We start from the raw sequence: 19,214 nt of genomic DNA, 5'->3' as shown, positions 1-19,214 counted from the left end.
CAGCCGTGCCTCCTCACCGGTGGCTGAGGGCGGGACAGCTCCCCCTTCCTCGGGTGGTCCGGTTGGAGCTGTCGAGCCCGCCAGGAGCACGTGCGATCAGTGCCCGGCTGCCGCCTTGACCAGCGCGACGGCGACACCGATCACCGCGTCGGCCAGGCCGGCCATCACTGCCAGAAGGACGCCGCCGCCCATGCGCAGGCCCCCCGCACAACCCCAGGCGAAGAGTGACGCGACGCCCACACCGGCCGCGACCATCAGCGAGGTCGACAGGTCCAGGACGTCCAGCGCGGCAAGGACGATCATGACGGCGGGTCCCACCGCGCAGGACAGCAGCGGGCTGCTGACGTACAGCATGCGGCGCAGGTCGTGACCGGTGGCGAGATGGCGGTGCACCGTGCGGTGTGCCTGCTGGTCCGCGACGAACGCCGCGAGCCACAGTCCCAGAGCGGTGGTCAGGACCGTGGCCAGGGCGCCCGTGGTACCGGCGTCGCCCACGGACAGTCCGACGACCACGGCGATCATCGTGATCGTGGCGTAGATGCGCTCCTTGAGCCGGTCCGCCAGGGCGCCCACCACAGGCCCGGGCAACGGACCGGAGTGCGTGTCACCCGCCGACCGGCCTGACCCCAGGTCGTCCGCCGCCCGGCCTCGGTCGTGCGCCATCAGGTTCCTTCGCCCGTCACGGGACGGCCGACGTCGCGCCTCCCTGGTCCGGCACCGCGGCGGTCCCACGGGAACGCCACGGTCACGGCCATCAGCATGCCCTGTCAGCCGTCCGAAACCGGGAACCTGGCGTGGGACCGCGTCGCGGCGGGCACGAACCCGGCGGGACGCCCGGAGGCCAGCCGCCCCGGGCCCGGCGCGCAGCTGCCGGACGTACCCCGCCGACGCCCCGTCAGGGCGCGATCCCCACTCCCTCGATCCGGCTCCACGCCTTCTCCTGCCGGGCGGTCATCGCGGGCCACGCGAGACCGCCCGGCCGGGGGCGGACCGCCGAGGCGTAGGACGAGGGGCGGAAGTCCACGTCGTAGAAGCACCCGCTCCCGTAGGTCCGGTCGTACGCGCCGCAGGAGGCCGCCACCGAGCGTGCGCCCGGCTTCCGCCCCGAGCGCACCCAGGTGTCGAGGGCTGCCATGGAGTTGGCGTACTCGGAGTCGCTCAGCGCACTGTGCTCGGTCTCCGTCGTGAACGTCTGGACGAGGTTCCCCGCCCTGCCGGCGCCCAGGAGCGTGGCGCGGTAGGCCGCCTCGTGCTCGACGAAGGCCGTCGGATCGCCGATCGCGTGCAGGGTGAGGACCGGGAGGGACACCCTGCCGGTCAGGTCGCTGTCGTACGAGAGGTCGCGGTGTGCGGTGGGATCGGCCGTGAAGCGCTCGACTCCGTCGTTGAGCGCCTTGTCGTCGTGCGAACCCGTGTACACGACACCGCGGTTGCCGAAGGGGTTCCGCCCGCCGAGCCGCTTCGACACGATGTCCCGGAACGTGAAGGTCGCGAACCGCAGGTGCGACTCGAGCGAGCGCTCCGGAACGCGCGTGACGGCGAGGATGTCGTCCAGGTTGCGCTGCTGCGACGCGGTGCGGTCCGCGGGGTCGGAGGAGTACCCGGTGCACTCCTCGAGACGGGCGCGCAGACCCTCGTTCGTCATGGTGGAGCCCGCCCGCAGCCCCTGCCACAGCGGGTACCGGGGCTCGGACGGCCGGGGGTGGTTCCGGCAGTAGTACTGGTAGACCACCCGCAGGTCCACGCGGTAGTCGTATCCACGCGAGCCGCCGCCGAGAACTCCGCTGGTCAGCAGCGCCCCGTCGTACGCGCCGGGCCGGGTGCCGTACGTCTCCGCGACCTTCGCCGCGACGTCGCCGCCCCAGGACTGGCCGTGCACATAGGTCCGTGCGGGCCTGCCGAACTCCGAGACGAAAAGGCGGCGTGCGTTCTCGGTGTCGGCGGCAGCCATGCGGGTCCCGTAGCCACCGCGCCGGTACGAGGAGCCGACCCACGCGTAGCCCTCGTCGACCATCACCGCCCAGCGTTCGAGGTCGTCACCGCTGCGGGCGGGATCGGAGGAGTCGCCGAGATCGGGACCGCCGTGCGCGTGGACGACGAGGGAACCGTTCCACCGGGTGGGCACCGCGATCGTGTAGTACGCCCCGGCGGCGTCCTGACCGGAGTAGCACGTCGCCGTGTCCGCCAGGCGCGGCGGACAGGTGGTGACGGCAGGGTGGCCGGTCCGCGCGACGGCGGTGGTGTTGCCGAGCGTGCCGAGGAGTGCCACCGCCGCGAGCCCGGACACCAGCACGGACGGCAGTCGGCGACGGGACCGAGGCGGTCGGGAAGCATCCGAGGGTGGGTCGAGCTTGTTCAAGGCGCGGCTCCTGTACGTGCCGGGCGCGAAGTTGCGCCGCAGGCCGGGATGCTAGGGAGCCCCGCCGGGGCCGGGCCAGCCCCGCGGCCATTGCGTTCATAGTGTTCGCCCCGCGCCGCGCCCGTGCCTGTGGTCCGGCCCCGTACCGGACCGGACCACAGCGGCCCTGTGGATCAGAGCGACGTCATGACGTGCTTGATGCGCGTGTAGTCCTCGAAGCCGTACGCGGAGAGGTCCTTGCCGTAGCCGGACTTCTTGAACCCGCCGTGCGGCATCTCGGCGACGAGTGCCATGTGGGTGTTGATCCACACACAGCCGAAGTCGAGCTTCTTCGACATGCGCATCGCCCTGGCGTGGTCCTTGGTCCACACCGAGGAGGCCAGGGCGTAGTCGACGCCGTTGGCGAACTCCACGGCCTGGGCCTCGTCCGTGAAGGACTGGACGGTCATGACCGGGCCGAACACCTCGTTCTGGACGATCTCGTCGTCCTGCCGGAGACCGGAGACGACGGTCGGGGCGAAGAAGTAGCCCTTGTCGCCGACCCGGTGGCCGCCCGCCTCCACCTCCGCGTGCGCGGGCAGCCGCTCGATGAAGCCGCTGACCTGGGCGAGCTGCCCGGCGTTGTTGAGCGGGCCGTACAGCACGTCCTCGTCGTCCGGCAGGCCGGTCTTCGTGTCGGCCGCAGCCTTGGCGAGCGCGGCGACGAACTCGTCGTGGACCGACTCGTGGACGAGGACCCGGGTGGCCGCAGTGCAGTCCTGGCCGGCGTTGAAGAAGCCGCCGACGACCAGGTCCTCGACCGCCTTCGCCAGGTCGGCGTCCTCGAAGACCACTGCGGGGGCCTTGCCGCCGAGCTCCAGGTGGACCCGCTTGACGTCCTTGGACGCGCTCTGGGCGACCTGGATGCCGGCGCGGACGGAACCGGTGATGGAGGCCATCGCCGGCGTCGGGTGCTCCACCATCAGACGGCCGGTGTCACGGTCGCCGCAGACCACGTTGAGGATTCCGCGCGGGAGGTCCAGCTCGGCGAGGACCCCGCCGATGATGTCTGCCATGAGCACCGTGGAGGCCGGGGTGGTGTCCGAGGGCTTGAGGACGACCGCGTTGCCGGCCGCCAGCGCCGGCGCGAACTTCCACACCGCCATCAGCAGGGGGTAGTTCCAGGGCGCGACCTGCGCGCACACACCGACCGGTTCGCGGCGGATGATGGAGGTCAGCCCGTCCATGTACTCGCCGGCCGAGCGGCCTTCGAGCATCCGCGCCGCGCCCGCGAAGAAGCGCACCTGGTCGATGGCCGGGTCGAGTTCCTCGCTGCGGGTGAGGTGGAGCGGCTTGCCGGTGTCGCGGCTCTCCGCGGCGACGAGCTCCTCGGCCCGTGCCTCCATCGCGTCGGCGATCTTCAGCAGCGCGCGCTGGCGTACGGACGGTGTGGTGTCGCGCCACACCGGGAAGGCGGCGGCGGCTGCCGCCATCGCCGCGTCGACGTCGGCCTCGCCCGAGAGCGGGGAGGTCGCGTAGACCTCACCGGTGGTGGGGTCCACCACGTCGAGCGTGCGGCCGTCCGCGGCGTCGGCGAAGGCACCGTCGATGTAGTTGCGGAATGTGGTGCTCATGGAAACGACTCCCGGTCAGGCGGTGGTGCGGGCGGAAAGGTGTTCGTGGACGGCGGTCCAGCCGCCGTCGTCGGCGCGGGCGAAGACGATGGTCTCCTGCTCCTCGACCGTCTCCTCGCCCGCGTTCGTGGCGACCCGCGTCTCCACGTCGTGGCTGAAGACGGCTGTGTCGCCGAAGGGCTGGACCAGGGGGTTGGACGAGGTGCAGGCGAGGACGCGGAAGCCGTCCCGGTCCACCCATTCCTGCCAGAGGGCGCGGTACTCCGCGGTGGAGCCGAGCCGCCGGGGAGTGGTGTGGAAGACGAAGGTCGCGTCCGGGGCGAAGGCGCCGAAGTAGTCGTCGAGGCGGCTTTCGGCGAAGGCCGCGACGAGGGCGTCCGCGGCGGCCCGGACCTCCTGGACGGTGGTGGTGCTCATGATCTGCTCCTGGTCACGGGCGTCCGGCGGCCGGTGCCGGACCACCCGGTGGTCGGATAGGGGTGTCGGCGGATGTCAGTGGGCCACGGCGGGCTCGGTCGCGCTCTCGCCACTGCCGCCGGTGATCGGAGGCACAGAGGCGTCGGACGCCCGGACGAAGCGGGGCCCGTCCGGGCCGTACACGGCGCGAGGCTCGGGGAACACGGTGAGGAGGGTGATGTAGAGGACGGCCGCAAGGGCGAGGCCCACCGGCAGGGAGATGTCGGCGCCGTCTGCGAGGTCGCCGAGCGGGCCCACGAACTGGCCCGGCAGGTTGGTGAAGAGGAGCGCCACGACGGCCGAGACGAGCCACGTGGACATGCCGCGCCAGTTCCATCCGTGCGTGAACCAGTAACGGCCGCCGCGCTGGCGGCGGTTGAAGACCTGAAGCGCCTCCGCGTCGTACCAGCCGCGCCGGGTGACGTAGCCCAGGGCCATCACGATCATCCACGGCGCGGTGCAGGTGATGATCAGCGTCGCGAAGGTGGAGATGGACTGAGCGAGGTTGAGCGCGAAGCGGCCGACGAAGATGAACGCGATGGACAGGACGCCGATGAAGAAGGTGGCCTGGACACGGCTGAAGCGCGTGAAGACGCTGGAGAAGTCGAGGCCCGTACCGTACAGGGCTGTCGTGCCGGTGGAGAGGCCGCCGATCAGGGCGATGAGGCAGAGCGGCAGGAAGTACCAGCCGGGCGAGATCGCCAGCAGTCCGCCCACGTAGTTGGGGGCTGCCGGATCGACGTACTTCGCGGCCTTCGACGCGATGATCGATGCCGTGGCCAGCCCGAAGAGGAACGGCAGCAGGGTGGCGATCTGGGCGAGGAACGCGGCCCCCATGACCCGGCGGCGCGGGGCCCCGGCCGGGATGTAGCGGGACCAGTCGCCGAGGAAGGCGCCGAAGGAGACCGGGTTGGAGAGCACGATCAGCGCGGCGCCGATGAAGGACGGCCAGAACAGCGGGTCGGCGGTCGAGGCGAAGGCTCCCGCGTAACCGGGGTCGAAGTCGCCCGCGAAGGCGAAGGCCCCGAGCACGAAGAGGGCGGAGGCGGCGAGCACCGCGATCTTGTTGACCAGCAGCATGAAACGGAAGCCGTAGACGCAGACTACGAGCACGAGGCCGGCGAAGACCGCGTAGGCGATGCCGTAGCTGAGGTCGGACTCGGGGACGTCGACGAGCCGGTGCGCGCCGCCGACGAGCGCGTCGCCCGAGGACCACACCGAGATCGAGAAGAACGCGACGGCGGTGAGCAGCGAGAGGAACGAGCCGACGACCCGGCCGTGCACGCCGAGGTGCGCGGAGGAGGATACGGCGTTGTTCGTGCCGTTGGCCGGGCCGAAGAGCGCCATCGGGGCCAGCAGCAGGGCGCCCGCGACGAGCCCGAGGAGGGTCGCCGCGAGTCCCTGCCAGAAGGAGAGGCCGAAGAGGATCGGGAACGCGCCGAGCACACAGGTCGCGAAGGTGTTGGCGCCGCCGAAGGCGAGGCGGAACAGATCGATCGGGCGGGCCGTGCGGTCCGCGTCCGGGATCCGCTCGACACCGTAGGTCTCGATTTCGGTGATCGAGGTCGTCACGGACGCTCCACCTTCCGTTCATGCGTAGGGGCGTCCCAGCAGTCTGTGGCCCTGGATGATCAGCGACAATTGTGTCCAGCACAAAGATGTACGCTCCTTTCTGTGGCCAGCAACAAACTCACGGTCGAGGATCTGCTCTCCTTCCCGGCACTCCAGCTCTCGGTGAAGGCCGGCAGCAGCGGCTTGGGCCGATCCGTGTCGTGGGCGCACGCCAGTGAGCTCGCCGATCCGACGCCCTGGCTGCTGGGTGCCGAGGTGATCATGACGGCCGGCCTGGCGGTGCCCCGCACCGCGGCCGGTCAGCGCGCCTATCTGGAGCGGCTGGACGACGCGGGCGTATCGGGCCTCGCGCTCTCGGCGCAGCTGCACATGCCGCCGCTGCACGACGCGTTCTTCGAGGCGGCCGAGGAACGGGGCTTCCCCGTGCTCGAAGTCCCGCTCGCCGTCCCCTTCATCGCTGTCTCGCAGGAGGTCGCCGCCTCGGTCCAGGAGGACGCCCGGCACCGGCTGGGGGCGCAGCTCCAGGTCTTCGGCTCCTTGCGCTGGCTGGTCGCCGAGGACCTCGACACCCCGGCGCTGCTGCGCAGGCTCGAAGGACTGTCGGGCTACGACGTCTACCTCTGCACACCGCAGGGCCGGCCCCTCCTGCCGGGCGTCCCCACACCGGACCCCGCTGTCCTGCCCGCTTCCGTCGACGCCCCGCCCACGGTGCCCGGCGGATTCGTGCTCCCGGTGCCGGCGCCGGGCGGCCCGGCCGGCTTCCTCGTCGCGTACGAGCGTCAGGGCGCCCAGCCCGCGGGGCTCGCCGTAGTCCAGCACATCGCCACCGTGGCGGCCCTGCGGCTGGCGATGGTACGCAACGAGCGCGAGGTGCTGCGGCGCGAGGGCGCGGAGACGCTGGCCGAGCTGCTTCAGGAGGTGCTCGATCCGGAGGCGGCCCGCCGTCGGCTGGCCCGGCACTCGATCGAGGGTGAGGCCGTGCTCCTGGTGGTCCGCCACGCCACGGACGAGGCGCTGCTGCGCTGCCTGGAGGATCACCCCCACCTGCTGCTGACCTGGGGCGAGGACCGCTACGTCCTGGGTGCGCCGGAGCTGGCGGAGGCCGTCGGCGGGCTGCCGGCCGTGGCAGCCGGGATGAGCCGCCCCTTCCTGCCGGGTGTCGCGCTGAAGGTCGCGGAGCGCGAGGCGCTCTGGGCGGTCTCGAAGGCCGTGGAGTCGGGCCGCCCGGTCGTCCGGTACGGCGCGGACGCGACGGGACGGTGGCTGCCCGACGACCCCGCTGTGCTGAGCGCGCTCGTCGAGCACGTGCTCGGCGAGGTCCTGCGGTACGACGAGGCCCACGACTCGCACCTGCTGGTCTCCGCCCGCACCTGGATGGAGCGCGACCGCCGGACCGAGACGGCCGCGGCGGCGCTCCACATCCACCCGAACACCCTGGCCTACCGGCTCCGTCGCTTCGGCACGCTCGCCCGGCGCGATCTGACGTCGACGGGTGCCCTCGCCGAGGTCTGGCTGGCGATCCAGGCGGCGGGCGCGCTGGGCCTCACCGACTGAGGGGGCGGTGACGGACCTCTCTCCCCGTACCCGCGTGGACCGGTGGCGGAGGTCCGGCACCGCGCGGGCCGGTTCAGGAGCCGAGGTTCCTCAGTTCCCCGGCGAGCGAGCTGACGGCCGCGGGGTTGCGGGGGCTCTCCACGAGGTCCACGTAGTCGAGGACGACGATCCGGTTGTTGCGGATCGCGGAGACGTTCGCGAGCGGCTTGTAGGACATCAGGAACTTCCGCTTCTGATCGGCGGTGGTGTCTCCGTAGTTGTTGATCACGATCACCTCCGGGTCACGGTCGACCACCGTCTCCCATCCGACCGTCGTCCAGCTGTCCTCGAGGTCCTTCATGATGTGGTCGCCGCCGGCCTTGGTGATGATGTCGTGCGGCCCGGCGTACGCACCCGAGGTGAGCGGCTTGTCCTTCCCGTCGTCGTAGAGGAAGACGCGCGGGCGGTCCTTGCCCTTGGGTGCCTTCGCCTGCGCTTCGGCGATCTGCTTCCGGAACGACTCCGTGAGTGCCTCGGCCCGGTCCTCGACGTCGAACACCTTGCCCAGGTTGGCGAGGTCCGTGTAGAGCGCGTCGAGGGGCGACATCACTCCACGGGCCTTCCCCTGACCGTTGCGGCACGACTCGCTGAGGAGGTAGGAGTCGACCCCCACGCGGCTCAGCTCGGCGGGGGTGAAACCCTCCCCCTCGCTGAATCCGTAGTTCCAGCCCGCGAAGACGAGATCGGCCCCCGCGTCGAGGACCAGCTCCTTGTTGATCCTGTCCTTCGAGAGCCACTCGGTCTTCTGATAGGCGTCCTTCCAGGGCACGGCGGAGAGGTCGCCCTTGTCGTCGGGCATCACATAGCCGGCCATGTGGTCCTCGAGCCCGAGGGCGAACATGATCTCGGTGATGCCCACGTCGTTCGTGACCACGCGCTGCGGAGCCTTGTCGTACGTCTTCTTCTCACCACAGTTCTCGACCGTCACGGGGTAGTGGCTGTCCGCCCTCCGCGCGGTGTTCTTCGCGTCGGCCGGCCCGCTCACCTCCGCACCGCATCCGGTGAGGGCCAGGGCGGTGGCGAGGGCGAACACGGCGGGCCGTATGTACGTCGGCATGGTGGTGGGGCTCCTCAGGAGGTGGGGCGGGCAGGGGGGAGATCGAAGATCAGCTGGAGCGCGCCGGTCTCCGGGTGCGCCACGCGGTGGGCACGCACGCCGAAGACGTCCGCCAGCAGTCCGGTGGTCAGTACGTCGTGCGGAGCGCCCGAGGCGACGATCCGGCCGCCGTCGATGACATGGAGGAGATCGCAGTGGAGGGCGGCGAGGTTGAGATCGTGGAGGGCGGTGAGCACGGTCAGCCCGCTGCGGCGCACGAGCGCGAGGACCTCCAGCTGATGGGCGATGTCCAGGTGGTTGGTGGGCTCGTCCAGAACCAGGATCCGGGGCTGCTGGGCCAGCGCGCGGGCGATCAGGACCCGCTGCCTCTCGCCCCCGGAGAGGGTGAGGAAGCCCCGGCCGGCGAGGTGACCCGCGCCGACCCCCTGGAGCGCCTCCTCGCAGAGGCGGCGGTCCTCGGCGTCGGCGCGCGCGACCGCGCCCTGGTGCGGCAGCCGCCCCATGGCCACGATCTCCGCGACGGTGAAGTCGAACTCCGCCACCGCTTCCTGCGGGAGGGCTGCCAGCCGTCGGGCCCCTTCGCGGGCGCTCATGGAGTGCAGTTCCTCGCCGCCGAGCCGTATCGCACCGGCCGTGGGGCGCAGGGCCCGGTAGACACAGCGCAGCAGCGTGGACTTCCCGCTGCCGTTGGGCCCGACCAGACCGACGAGCTGCCCGTCGGCCGCACCCAGTGTGACCTCGTCCACCAGGCGGGCGCCCGCGATCTCGACCGTCAGCGCGTCGATGTCGATCCTCATCACATGCCTCCGAAGGAGTAGGTGCGGCGACGCATGAGCAGGACGAAGCACGGCACGCCGATGACCGCTGTCAGCACACCCACCGGCAGCTCGGCCGGGGCGAGGACCACGCGCGACAGGATGTCCACCCAGATCAGCAGGACGGCACCCGCGAGTGGGGCGACGGCCAGCAGCCGGCGGTGATCGGCGCCGACCAGCATCCGTACGGCGTGCGGGACCATCAGGCCGACGAATCCGATCGCTCCGCTCACCGCGACGACCGCACCCGTGACGGCTGCGGATACGAGGAAGAGCTCCTTGCGCAGCCGCCCCGCGTCCACCCCCAGGGCGGCGGCGGTCTCGTCGCCCATCGCGAGCGCGTTCAGACGGCGCCCCGACCAGACCAGGTGGGCGATGCCGCCGAACACGGCTCCGGCGGCGATCGGCACCGAGGCCCAGTTGGCACCGCTCAGGCTGCCGAGCAGCCACATCATCGCGGAGCGGGCCGCCTCTCCGCGTTCGGCCGCGAACACCATGAACGTGGTGACGGCCGAGAAGCCGTAGTACATCGCGGTGCCCGTGAGGACGAGCCGCACCGGGGTCAGCCCACGAGGGGTGCGGGCGATCGTGTACACGAGTGTCATGGCGAGGAGAGCGGAGAGGAACGCCGCTGTGGAGAGCGCCCACATGCCCAGAGACGCGAACGCCCCGAAGATGAGGACGGCGTTGGCCCCGACGGCGGCACCCGAGGAGATCCCCAGCACGAACGGGTCGGCGAGCGCGTTGCGCACCATTGCCTGGACTGCGACGCCGATGGCCGACAGTCCCGCCCCGACGACCGCCGCCAGAACGGCCCGGGGAAGGCGCAGCTCCCAGACGATGGTGTACGCCGACACCTGGTCCGGTGCGATGGGCCCGCCGGTGAGACCTGCCCAGAGACAGCGGAGGACCTCGCCCCAGGTGAGCCCGGAAGCTCCCAGCCCCGCTCCGCAGACGAGCGAGACGGGAAGCGCGGCACACAGGACGACGAGGAGGATCGGCAGGGGCACGCGGCCGGGCGGCAGCGGGCCGGCAGCCCTGCGGGCCGTGCGTGACGAGGCGTCAGGTATGCGATCCAGGGATGTGGCCACGGGCCGGTCGCTTTCGCATCGGGCCGTGCACCCACGTCAACAGGAGCAGCCCCGGACGCGGGCGCCCGATGCAGCGCCTCTCGCAGTCCACGGCGATTCCAGGAGCTTTCACCACCGCAGGTGATCGGGCTTACGGAACCCCAAGAGGGCTCCGCCTACCGTTGCGGGTCAGCGCCGGACTTCGACCGGACTTCCCCTGCGGGACGCATGCAGCTTAACGGGTGCTCGGAGTGCGGGACGCGACGAGGCACGGCCACGCCCCTGGAGGGCGTGGCCGTGCCGTGTGGTCGGGCTGGTCAGTAGGCGGAGTCGACGTTGTCGATGGAGCCGTACTTGTCGGCGGCGTAGTTGGCCGCCGCGGTGATGTTGGCGATCGGGTCGGTCAGGTCCTTGGAGGTGCCGTCGACGTGGAAGGCCTCGAACGTCGGCTGGATCACCTGGAGGAGGCCCTTGGACGGCGTCCCGTTCTGCGCGTTGACGTCCCAGCCGTTGGCCGCGTCCGGGTCGCCGCCCGACTCACGCATGATGTTTCGGTGCAGGCCCTCGTAGGTACCCGGGATCCCCTCGGCCTTCATGATCTTGAGGGACTTGCGGATCCAGTGGTCCAGCTTGTCGGCGTCGGACACCTTGCCGGCCTTCTTCGCGACTGCGTCGGCCTGAGCGGACACTCCCGCTGCCGAGACCCCGGCCGCTGCCACGCTGTGCGACGCCGGCTCGGCGGCGTGCGCGGGGGACGGAGCGAGGGTCAGGGCCGCTGCTGCGGCTCCGGCGGCGCAGAGTCCGGAAACCGAGAGCCTGCGGACGCGGGCGACACGGGCGGTGGAGGTCATGGGCTGAGCGGACGTACGAATGGAAAGACTCCTTGCGATGACGACAGGACAGCCACAGGGGCGACGACGGAACGGACGTACGCGGCAGGATCCGCAGATACGGAAACAAGCTGCGCTCGGCCGGTTCGCGGTGTCGGCTTCCCCGGGCTTCCACCATGGTTAGCGGCACACCGGAGCGCTGGCAACGGTCGCTGTTACTACGCGCCCCCGTAGAAGAGCGCCGGCGGACCGGCCGGGGCGCTCAAGGACGGCGGGCCCGCTCCCCGGCGCCTACTACCGCGCCCCGTATGTGATCTGCGCCCTATGGGTCGGCTCACAACCGAGGGCCCCGCGGAGGCCGGATCCACGCCCTGGGCGCCGACGATCCGGGCCGCGCCGACAGGTCCGCCACGAGGTGGCCACGTACGACCCGGGCAGCAGGAGCAACGTGCTGCCGACCGCCATGACGACTGGAGACCTGACCGGCACGAACGGCGCTCGAGCCCTCCTGAAAGCCAGGGCTGCCGAACGCGTCCGCTCCCCCGGCCACTCGCCCGGGGGAGCCCGGGAGTGCTCGGTTACAGTGACGCCCTGATGAACGCGCAGCAGCCGCCCCACCGGCCCGAACCCGCCCCGCCGCTGCTGCGCCTGCATCTTTTCGGGGGATTCCGGGCCACCCGTGACGACGGCCCCGCTCCCGCCGGGCGATGGCCGCGGCCGAGCGCCCAGGACCTGGTGAAGCTGCTCGCCGTGTCGCCCGGCCACCGGCTCCACCGCGAGCAGGCCATGGACGTCTGCTGGCCGGACGCCGATCCTCAGGCCGCGGCCGGCAGTCTGCGGGTGGCACTGCACGCCGCGCGCCGGGCGCTGGAACCCGAGCTCGCCCCCCGTGCCACGTCCTCGTACCTGGCCTCCGAGGGATCGATGCTGCTGCTCGACCCGGCGACCGTGTGGATCGACGCTGACGAGGCGGAAGCGGCGGGGCGGTCCTCCCTGGCCTCGGGTGGTGCACGGGAACTCGCCGGAGCCCTGGGGCGGTTCACCGGCGAGCTGCTGCCCGAGGACCGCTACGCGCCATGGGCCGAGGCACGCCGGGGGCAGCTGGCGGCACTCCGGGAGGAACTCCTGCTCGGACTCGCCTCGGCGCACCTGGAGGCCGGGGCGGTGCAGGAGGCGGCGGCCGTCGCCGAACAGGTCCTCGGAGCGAATCCCGCCGAGGAGCTGGCCCACCGCATCCTCATGGACGCGTTCCTGCGCCAGGGCCTGCGGCGGCGTGCGGTGAGGCAGTACCACGCGTGCCGACGGCTGCTCGACCAGGAGTTCGGTGTCCGGCCGGGCCCCGAGACGGAGCGCCTGCACCGGGACGCGCTCGAACCCGCGCCCGCGCCCGCGCCCGTTCCTTCCGCGCCGTCGCTCCCCGCGCTGCTGCGGGCCCCCGCCGCGGCACCCCTGCACGGCCGCGACGCGGCCCTCGGCCGCCTTCTCTCGCAGGAGGGGCCGCCGGTCCGGCTGCTCACCGGTGAGGTGGGCGTGGGGAAGACCCGGCTGGTGGGCGAGGCGGCCCGGCGGGCCGCCGCCACCGGCACGGCCGTGCTGTGGGGCGCCGGACACGACGAGGAGGGGCACACGCCCTACGGGGTGTTCGCCGAGGCGCTCGACACGTGGCTCGCCGAACGGGACGCCGCACAGAGGGCGCGGGTGGGCGCGGAGTATCCCGAACTCGCCTCGTTCCTGCCGTCCCTGGGCCAGGTTCGTGAGGGCGGTGGACGCAGTCCGGAGGAGGAACGGGACCGGCTCTTCCGCGTGACGTCCGCCCTGCTCGCCGAACTCGCGGCCGCCCGTCCCGTACTGATCGTCCTCGACGATCTGCACGCCGCCGACGCGGGCTCGTACCAGCTCCTGAGCCACCTGGCCCGGCGGGCGGCCGACACCGGCGTACGGCTGAGGTTCCTCGTCACCTGCCGGGAGGAGGAGCTGCCCGACGGTGACCCGCGAAGGACCGGGCTCGCGTCGATGCTGCGCCAGGGACTCGCCGCACGGGAGAGGGTGGGGCCGCTCGACCGGGACGCGTGTCTGGCGGTCGTACGTGACGCGACACGGACGGCTCCCGGCCCCGACACGGCGGGCGAGGGCCCCGGTGCCCCGCCCGCGCCTGCTCCCGCTCCCGTTCCCGACAGGCGGATGCGCCGTGTCTGGGAACTCTCCCTCGGCAATCCGCTGTACGCCGTGGAGCTGGCCCGCGGTCTGGGTGACGGCCTCCCCGCCGCTCTGGCGTCGGACGGGGTGCGCCAACTGGTGGGTGAGCGGCTCGGCAGACTCGATCAGGACACCCGGCGCATCGTCGAGGCGCTGTCCGTCGCCGGAGGCGAGGCCGCGCTCTCGGAGCTGCTCGATGTCGCCGCCCAAGGGCTCCACCCCGCGGTCCACGGGCCGGCCGCCGCCGACGCGCTGGAGCGGGCGGTCGCCGCCTCGCTGATCGAGGAGCGTCAGGTCGTGGTCTCCGGGCGGCCCGAGGAAGGGCTGGCGTTCCGTCACCCCCTCGTCCGCCTGACGTGTTACGACAGGCTCTCCGCGATACGCCGCCGCGAACTGCACGGCGCCTTCGCCAGGGCGGTGCTCCGCCGCCGCCCGGACGCCGTCGACGCGCTCGCCTCCCACTTCACCCGCGCCGACGACTCGCGGGCCGCCGAGTACCTGCGCAGGGCGGCCGAGCGGGCGGCCGCCCTCTACGCGAACGACAGCGCCGACCGCTACTACCGTGACCTGGTGGGCCGCCTGGACGTGGACGCGGCCCGGGCCCGGCTCGCCCACAGCCAGGTGCTCCGCAGGATGGGCCACTTCACGGAGGCTGCCGACGCGCTGAGGCTGGCACTCGACGAGTTCGTACGGCGCGGCCACCACGACGACACCGTGCTCGCGGCAGCCCGCCTGGCCGAGACCCTGGTGAAGACCGGGGCCCGCGACGCCGGTCTCCAGGTCCTGCGCGACCACCCGGTGGCCGACGACACCGCACCCGAGCCCGTCGCCGACCACTTCCTCGCACTGTCCGTGATCTGCGGTGTCCAGGGACGGTACGCGGAGGGGTTCGAGGCCGCCCGGCAGGCTCTCGCCGCAGCGCGACGGGTGCCCGGAGCGCCGGGGCAGGGTCTCGTGGCCCGCTGCTACGCCCAGCAGGCAAGCAACCTCGGGCTCGCGGGCCGCTTCGACGAGGCACGCGAGGCGGGAGAACGCGCGCTCGCACCCGCCGAGGCCTACGGCGATCCGACGCTGCACGGCCTGGTGCTGTCGACCTCGAGGGAGAACGCCCGGCGCGGTGGCCGCCTGCGTGCGGCGGTCACCATCGGGCGGCGGGCCCTGGAACTCGCCGAGCGGTCGGGCGATCCGACGGCCGCCGCGTTCGAGCGGGCGAATCTGGCCGAACTGCGGTTGCTGCTGGAGGAGGTCGACGCCGCCCGGGCCCTCGCGGAGGCCGCCGTCGAGGGCGCCGAACGGGAGGAGGCCTGGTGCCTGCCCTACACCCTGGCGACGCTGGCACGCGTGCGGCTGCGCACCGGCGCCGACGCGGAGGCCGCGGTCCTGCTCGACCGCGCCGGGGCGTCGGCCGACGGGCTCGGGGACCGGCAGGCCACGCACGAGGTGCGGACCGCGCGGGCGGAACTGGCCCTGGCGGCGAAGCGCCCGCAGGCAGCACTGCGGGCGCTGGACGGTTCGGTGGCCGACGCCCCCGTGCTGGCGGCGTGGGCCGAGCTCCTCGCGGGACGCGCGGAACCTGCCCGGCGGCTCGCCCTCGCGGAGGCGGCCCGCGCGGAGGGGACAGGTGAGCGCCTCGCCGAGGTGGAGGCACGGGTGGCTCTCGCCGTCTCCCTCTCCCGGCTGTCCTCGCCCGAGGAGGCGCGGAACGCCCTCCGGCAGGCGGAGGCCCTCGCCGAAGCACTCCCCTACCCGGCCGGGCTGCGGCGTGCAAGGACGGCGCGCGGACTCATGGGCGGCTGAAGCGGGGCACGGATTGCGGACGGGATCCGGCCGGGGACCCAGCCCGGTGCCCGAGGGCGGGGAGCGTCACCAGGCCTCGGATTCCCTGTCCGCGTCCGAGGCGGTGGCCGCCCGGCCCTGCCCACCGGCCTTGGACCGCAGGCGCGAGGCGTACAGCGGCAGCGCGAGGACGGACAGCATCGCCGCGCCGACCATCGACGCGGCCTCGTTCGAGCCGAGGAGTTTATGGTCCACCCCGATGGTCGTGATCGCGACGACCAGTGGCAGGCACGTCGAGGAGAAGAGTGCCAGACCGGCCCGGTCGGGGCGAGTGAGGTCCTTCGGGGCGAACATGTACACCGGACCGCCACGCACCAGCAGGAACAGCAGCAGAAAGAGCGGCACCACCAGCAGCGCGTCCAGGTCGTGCAGCAGCGCGTCCAGGTCGAACTCGATGCCGGTGACCACGTAGAACAGCGGTACGAGGAAGCCGAAGCCCATCGCCTCCACCTTGCCCAGGACCGCTTCACTGCTCTCGGGCGCGGCACGGTGCAGGACGAGCCGAGTGAGGACTCCTGCCGCGAAGGCCCCCAGCAGTACGTCCAGACCGAACACTTCGGCGAGGCCCAGCATGCAGGCCAGCAGCAGCATCACGAACCGGACGGCGAATTGTCCGCTGCTGTGCAGGGTGCGTTCCGTCAGCCGCGTGAACCAGGGCCGCCGGGGGCGCAGCGCCCAGAAGACGGCGACGGCGGTGATCACCCCGAACGCGGCCAGAAGAGCGGCGGACTCCGCCGGGCGGCGGCCGCTGAGCAACAGCGCGATGGCCACGACGGGACCGAACTCACCGACCGCGCCGAACGCCGTCATGACCGTCCCGAAGCGGCCCTTCAGCTCCCCGCTGTCACGCAGCATCGGCAGTACGGTGCCGAGGGCCGTGCTGGTCAGCGCGGTGCCGATGACGAACGCCTTGAACAGCTCTCCGCCGCTGATGAGCAGGGCCAGCCCGATGCCGGCGACGAGGGAGACGAGCCAGGCCCTGAGGGAGCGGCGCAGGGTGTCACCGCGGATCGCCGAGAACTCGATCTCGTAGCCGGCGAGGAAGATCAGCATCGACAGCCCGAGGTCGGAGAGCGTGTCGACGACCTCGTCCGTACGGGCCCAGCCGAGAACGTCGGGGCCGATGAGGATCCCGAGCGCGATCTCGAAGATGACCAGCGGAATCCGGAACCGGCGTCGCGTCGCGTACACGAGCAGCGGGGCCAGCACGGCGGCCGCCATGATCAGGACGAGGGTGCCCGGGTGGCTCATGAGGCGCCGCCGTGGTGCCGGGTCACGGGCTGACGACGGCGCCGTCGGGGGCCGGACCGCCCGGCTCCGGGAAGCGGTCTCCCCCGGGGTCCCGCACCGCGCTCCCGCCCTCGGCACCGGTCAGGGGCTCGGCCGACGTATCCGTGGGACCGCGACGCACGCCGTCCGGAGCCCGCACCGTGTCGAAGGAGGTAAGCCGCCTGCGCTCCCGAGCGGCATCCGCCGGCTCCGCGTGCGGTCCTTCCGTGGTCCGGGACATCGGGATCTCCCTCGCAGACGGCATGAGGTGGCCGAGGACGCGACGATGCGCGGTCCGTGCCACTCTCGCTGCTGCCCGGAGGTCGTACTACCGGGTGTACGCCGTCGGGGTGAGGCCGCGTCCGCGAGGCCCGGCGATCGCGCCGCGGTCAGCGGACCGCACGGCGCGGAGCGTCTCGCGCGCCCCGGAAGCTCCCGAGGTCCGCCCGGTCAGGCGGTGCCGTTCACCCGGTCCCGGCGGGTATCCGGATCCTGGTCCCGCCCCGGCGGCCAGGAGCGCCCGGCCCCGGTCCGGGCGGCTCGGCCGCGCGGGCCGGTGGCGGGCGCCCGCCGGCCGAGGTTCCGGGACTCCTGTCTCAGGGCTGCCGGCCGAGGACGTCGCCACCGGGGTCATCGGCGAGGACGACGGCTGCGGTGATCCGCTTCCCGACGGGTTCCCTGTGCACGGCGAAGCTGCGCGACACGGCCATCACGATCTCCAGACCGTGCTGACCGATCCGGGTCGGGTCCGGGGCCAGGACGGAGGGCAGCGTGGTCCCGCTGTCCCACACACTCACCTGGACGGCGCCCTCCTCGATCGTGAGGGTGAGAAGGCAGGGCCCAGGAGCGTACTTCTCGGCGTTGGTCACCAACTCGCTCACCACGAGCTGCACCGTCCCCAGCACTCTGCTGGAGACAGGCAGTCCGTGAACCGCCTGCACATCTGAAAGGAAAGACCGCGCGAGGCCGCGGGCCTCCGCGATGCCCTCGCCCCGGTCGAAGGCCGCGGTTGCCCCGATGGGACCGCCGGCCGACTGCTGCTGCTGCTGCTGCTGCTCAAGGCTCTTCGCCACTTGGTTCACGGAACCCCCCGATCTGAAAGTCCTCATCCCGCTCAAAGCCGTCTACCCCGAAAGTCCGGCGTCAGACCAAGGATGTGCCGGGCCGCGCCCGAGCGCCCCCGACCTGGGAAATCCGCTCGGCAACGTACGGCGGACCGGGCACAGTGGCGCCATGAACGGACGAGGGCTGGACCCCGACGGAACGATCGGACGCGAAGGCGCCCTGGACCGGGTCACGGCGGAGTTCGTCCCCGTCGTCGACGCCGTCCGCACTCGCCTCGCCACGGTGTTCGACCGTGACCGCCTGCACAGCGCCTACCTCTACGGGAGCATCCCCCGTGGCACCGCCACACCCGGAGTCTCCGACCTCGACCTCCAGCTCGCCCTCCAGCACGAGCCCACCGAGGCCGACCGCGCCGACGCCGGTGCGATCGAGGCCTCACTCGACCGGGCGTTCCCTCAGATCGACGGCGTCGGAATCCTGCTGACCAGCAGGCAGGTCCTGCTCAGCGACCTCGAACTCCACGACGCCGGATTCTTCATCGCCTGCCTCTGCACTCCGCTGCTCGGCCCCGACCTTGCGGAACGGCTCCCGCGTTACCGTCCCACGAGTCTCCTGGCCCACGAAACCAACGGCGACCTGGCACTCGCTCTTCAGCGCTGGCGCGCAGAAGTCCGCTCAGCCACGACGGATGCCGATCACCGGCGGCTCAGCCGCCTCGCCGGGCGCCGCACGGTGCGCACCGGGTTCACACTGATCATGCCCCGATGGGGTGGCTGGACCAGTGACCTGGACAGATCGGCCGAACTCTTCGGCCGCTATTACCCGGACCGCGTCGAGCAGATGCGCGTCGCCGCCACCGTCGGCCGCGCCCCGTCGACCGACCCGGCAGTACTCGAAATGCTCGTCGACGACCTGGGCCCCTGGCTCGCAGCCGAGTACACGGCCGTGCACGGGGAGAAGACGCCGCGACCTTGACGTCCCGGCCGAGGCTCTTCCAACTGGCCGTGTCATAAGGGGACTTCGGGGTACTCGTGGAATTGGCCGGCCGATATCGGGATCCGGCCTCCGATCGATCACGAGGGAGTGGCAGATGACGGCGCAGTACAGCAACCAACCGACCGGGCAGCAGCCCCACGGCACACCGCAGCGCACCGCGACCGGGAACGTGCTGAGCATCATCGCCATGGTGCTGGGTGTGATCTCGTTCATCCTCCTGCCGATCGTCTTCGGTGTGGTCGGCCTGGTGCTGGCCATCATCGCCAAGACCGTCCGGCACGAGCGGCTCGCCGTGCCCGCCATCGTGGTGAGCGCCTTGGGCCTGGTCGGCGGCATGATCCTCGGCATGGTCGTGGCGAGCTCGTGACCTGAGCCGACCCGTCCGTGACGCCTGGGCCGGTCGCTGTGCCCCCCCCCCCCACACCGACGCCAACAAACAAAAAACCCGCCACCCACAACACAACGCACACCACAAACACCGAAAACA

The 19,214-nt window shown here is 72.1% G+C and carries 16 protein-coding genes and 1 riboswitch; of the genes, 4 read left to right on the top strand and 12 right to left on the bottom strand.

Going from position 1 to position 19,214, the window contains the following annotated elements; all coding sequences use genetic code 11:
* Positions 1–96: 96 nt before the first annotated feature.
* From ACFUNE_RS22880 to ACFUNE_RS22860, 5 genes are all read right to left on the bottom strand, one after another.
* Positions 97–663: a hypothetical protein gene (locus tag ACFUNE_RS22880; RefSeq protein ID WP_383570965.1), complete on the bottom strand. Its 567-nt coding sequence runs from the start codon at positions 661–663 to the stop codon at positions 97–99.
* Between the two features lie 232 nt (positions 664–895).
* Complete coding sequence (locus ACFUNE_RS22875) at positions 896–2,293, bottom strand: hypothetical protein (protein ID WP_383570962.1); 1,398 nt, start codon at positions 2,291–2,293, stop codon at positions 896–898.
* A gap of 239 nt (positions 2,294–2,532) precedes the next feature.
* Complete coding sequence (locus tag ACFUNE_RS22870) at positions 2,533–3,972, bottom strand: gamma-aminobutyraldehyde dehydrogenase (protein WP_383570960.1); 1,440 nt, start codon at positions 3,970–3,972, stop codon at positions 2,533–2,535.
* 15 nt (positions 3,973–3,987) lie between these two features.
* Positions 3,988–4,389: a YybH family protein gene (locus tag ACFUNE_RS22865; RefSeq protein WP_383570957.1), complete on the bottom strand. Its 402-nt coding sequence runs from the start codon at positions 4,387–4,389 to the stop codon at positions 3,988–3,990.
* Positions 4,390–4,464: 75 nt separating this feature from the next.
* Entirely contained in the window at positions 4,465–6,000 is a 1,536-nt protein-coding gene (locus ACFUNE_RS22860; RefSeq protein ID WP_383570955.1) for a purine-cytosine permease family protein, read from the bottom strand.
* 102 nt (positions 6,001–6,102) lie between these two features.
* On the opposite strand from ACFUNE_RS22860, the gene ACFUNE_RS22855 reads away from it, so the two are divergent.
* Entirely contained in the window at positions 6,103–7,554 is a 1,452-nt protein-coding gene (locus tag ACFUNE_RS22855; RefSeq protein WP_383570952.1) for a PucR family transcriptional regulator, read from the top strand.
* A gap of 73 nt (positions 7,555–7,627) precedes the next feature.
* Here ACFUNE_RS22855 and ACFUNE_RS22850 read toward each other — a convergent pair whose 3' ends face one another.
* The 4 genes from ACFUNE_RS22850 to ACFUNE_RS22835 all read right to left on the bottom strand — a co-directional run bounded on the left by ACFUNE_RS22850 (position 7,628) and on the right by ACFUNE_RS22835 (position 11,386).
* Positions 7,628–8,650, bottom strand: coding sequence for an ABC transporter substrate-binding protein (locus tag ACFUNE_RS22850; RefSeq protein ID WP_383570950.1), 1,023 nt, complete (start codon positions 8,648–8,650; stop codon positions 7,628–7,630).
* Between the two features lie 14 nt (positions 8,651–8,664).
* Positions 8,665–9,447, bottom strand: a complete 783-nt coding sequence (locus tag ACFUNE_RS22845; RefSeq protein WP_383570947.1) for an ABC transporter ATP-binding protein — start codon at positions 9,445–9,447, stop codon at positions 8,665–8,667.
* Positions 9,447–10,556 carry a FecCD family ABC transporter permease gene (locus ACFUNE_RS22840; protein ID WP_383570945.1) on the bottom strand — a complete coding sequence of 370 codons (1,110 nt, stop codon included), beginning with the start codon at positions 10,554–10,556 and terminating at the stop codon, positions 9,447–9,449. The genes ACFUNE_RS22845 and ACFUNE_RS22840 overlap by 1 nt, the downstream gene beginning before the upstream one ends.
* A gap of 97 nt (positions 10,557–10,653) precedes the next feature.
* A riboswitch (cobalamin riboswitch) is annotated at positions 10,654–10,786 on the bottom strand.
* 66 nt (positions 10,787–10,852) lie between these two features.
* Positions 10,853–11,386, bottom strand: coding sequence for a transglycosylase SLT domain-containing protein (locus ACFUNE_RS22835; RefSeq protein WP_383570942.1), 534 nt, complete (start codon positions 11,384–11,386; stop codon positions 10,853–10,855).
* Positions 11,387–11,935: 549 nt separating this feature from the next.
* Here ACFUNE_RS22835 and ACFUNE_RS22830 point away from each other — a divergent pair.
* Positions 11,936–15,358: an ATP-binding protein gene (locus ACFUNE_RS22830; RefSeq protein ID WP_383570939.1), complete on the top strand. Its 3,423-nt coding sequence runs from the start codon at positions 11,936–11,938 to the stop codon at positions 15,356–15,358.
* Positions 15,359–15,424: 66 nt separating this feature from the next.
* Here the strand turns inward: ACFUNE_RS22830 and ACFUNE_RS22825 are convergent, their stop codons facing one another.
* From ACFUNE_RS22825 to ACFUNE_RS22815, 3 genes are all read right to left on the bottom strand, one after another.
* Positions 15,425–16,648 carry a cation:proton antiporter gene (locus ACFUNE_RS22825; protein WP_383570936.1) on the bottom strand — a complete coding sequence of 408 codons (1,224 nt, stop codon included), beginning with the start codon at positions 16,646–16,648 and terminating at the stop codon, positions 15,425–15,427.
* A 22-nt stretch (positions 16,649–16,670) separates the two neighbouring features.
* Positions 16,671–16,907, bottom strand: a complete 237-nt coding sequence (locus tag ACFUNE_RS22820; protein WP_383570933.1) for a hypothetical protein — start codon at positions 16,905–16,907, stop codon at positions 16,671–16,673.
* A gap of 355 nt (positions 16,908–17,262) precedes the next feature.
* Positions 17,263–17,685, bottom strand: a complete 423-nt coding sequence (locus tag ACFUNE_RS22815) for an ATP-binding protein (RefSeq protein WP_383571027.1) — start codon at positions 17,683–17,685, stop codon at positions 17,263–17,265.
* Positions 17,686–17,899: 214 nt separating this feature from the next.
* On the opposite strand from ACFUNE_RS22815, the gene ACFUNE_RS22810 reads away from it, so the two are divergent.
* Both ACFUNE_RS22810 and ACFUNE_RS22805 read left to right on the top strand, forming a co-directional pair.
* Positions 17,900–18,706 (top strand): nucleotidyltransferase, encoded by an 807-nt coding sequence (locus ACFUNE_RS22810; protein WP_383570930.1) that lies wholly within the window; start codon positions 17,900–17,902, stop codon positions 18,704–18,706.
* Between the two features lie 115 nt (positions 18,707–18,821).
* Positions 18,822–19,094 (top strand): hypothetical protein, encoded by a 273-nt coding sequence (locus ACFUNE_RS22805; protein ID WP_383570927.1) that lies wholly within the window; start codon positions 18,822–18,824, stop codon positions 19,092–19,094.
* The last annotated feature ends 120 nt before the right edge of the window (positions 19,095–19,214 follow it).

This window comes from Streptomyces sp. NPDC057287 (assembly GCF_042667905.1).
GTDB lineage: Bacteria > Actinomycetota > Actinomycetes > Streptomycetales > Streptomycetaceae > Streptomyces.
This window is presented reverse-complemented; position numbering and strand designations above follow the sequence as displayed.

Coding starts and splice junctions, on each gene's coding strand:
- ACFUNE_RS22880 (WP_383570965.1), bottom strand. CDS start 663: ATGGCGCACGACCGAGGCCGGGCGGCGGACGACCTGGGGTCAGGCCGG.
- ACFUNE_RS22870 (WP_383570960.1), bottom strand. CDS start 3,972: ATGAGCACCACATTCCGCAACTACATCGACGGTGCCTTCGCCGACGCC.
- ACFUNE_RS22865 (WP_383570957.1), bottom strand. CDS start 4,389: ATGAGCACCACCACCGTCCAGGAGGTCCGGGCCGCCGCGGACGCCCTC.
- ACFUNE_RS22850 (WP_383570950.1), bottom strand. CDS start 8,650: ATGCCGACGTACATACGGCCCGCCGTGTTCGCCCTCGCCACCGCCCTG.
- ACFUNE_RS22845 (WP_383570947.1), bottom strand. CDS start 9,447: ATGAGGATCGACATCGACGCGCTGACGGTCGAGATCGCGGGCGCCCGC.
- ACFUNE_RS22835 (WP_383570942.1), bottom strand. CDS start 11,386: ATGACCTCCACCGCCCGTGTCGCCCGCGTCCGCAGGCTCTCGGTTTCC.
- ACFUNE_RS22825 (WP_383570936.1), bottom strand. CDS start 16,648: ATGAGCCACCCGGGCACCCTCGTCCTGATCATGGCGGCCGCCGTGCTG.
- ACFUNE_RS22820 (WP_383570933.1), bottom strand. CDS start 16,907: ATGTCCCGGACCACGGAAGGACCGCACGCGGAGCCGGCGGATGCCGCT.
- ACFUNE_RS22810 (WP_383570930.1), top strand. CDS start 17,900: ATGAACGGACGAGGGCTGGACCCCGACGGAACGATCGGACGCGAAGGC.
- ACFUNE_RS22805 (WP_383570927.1), top strand. CDS start 18,822: ATGACGGCGCAGTACAGCAACCAACCGACCGGGCAGCAGCCCCACGGC.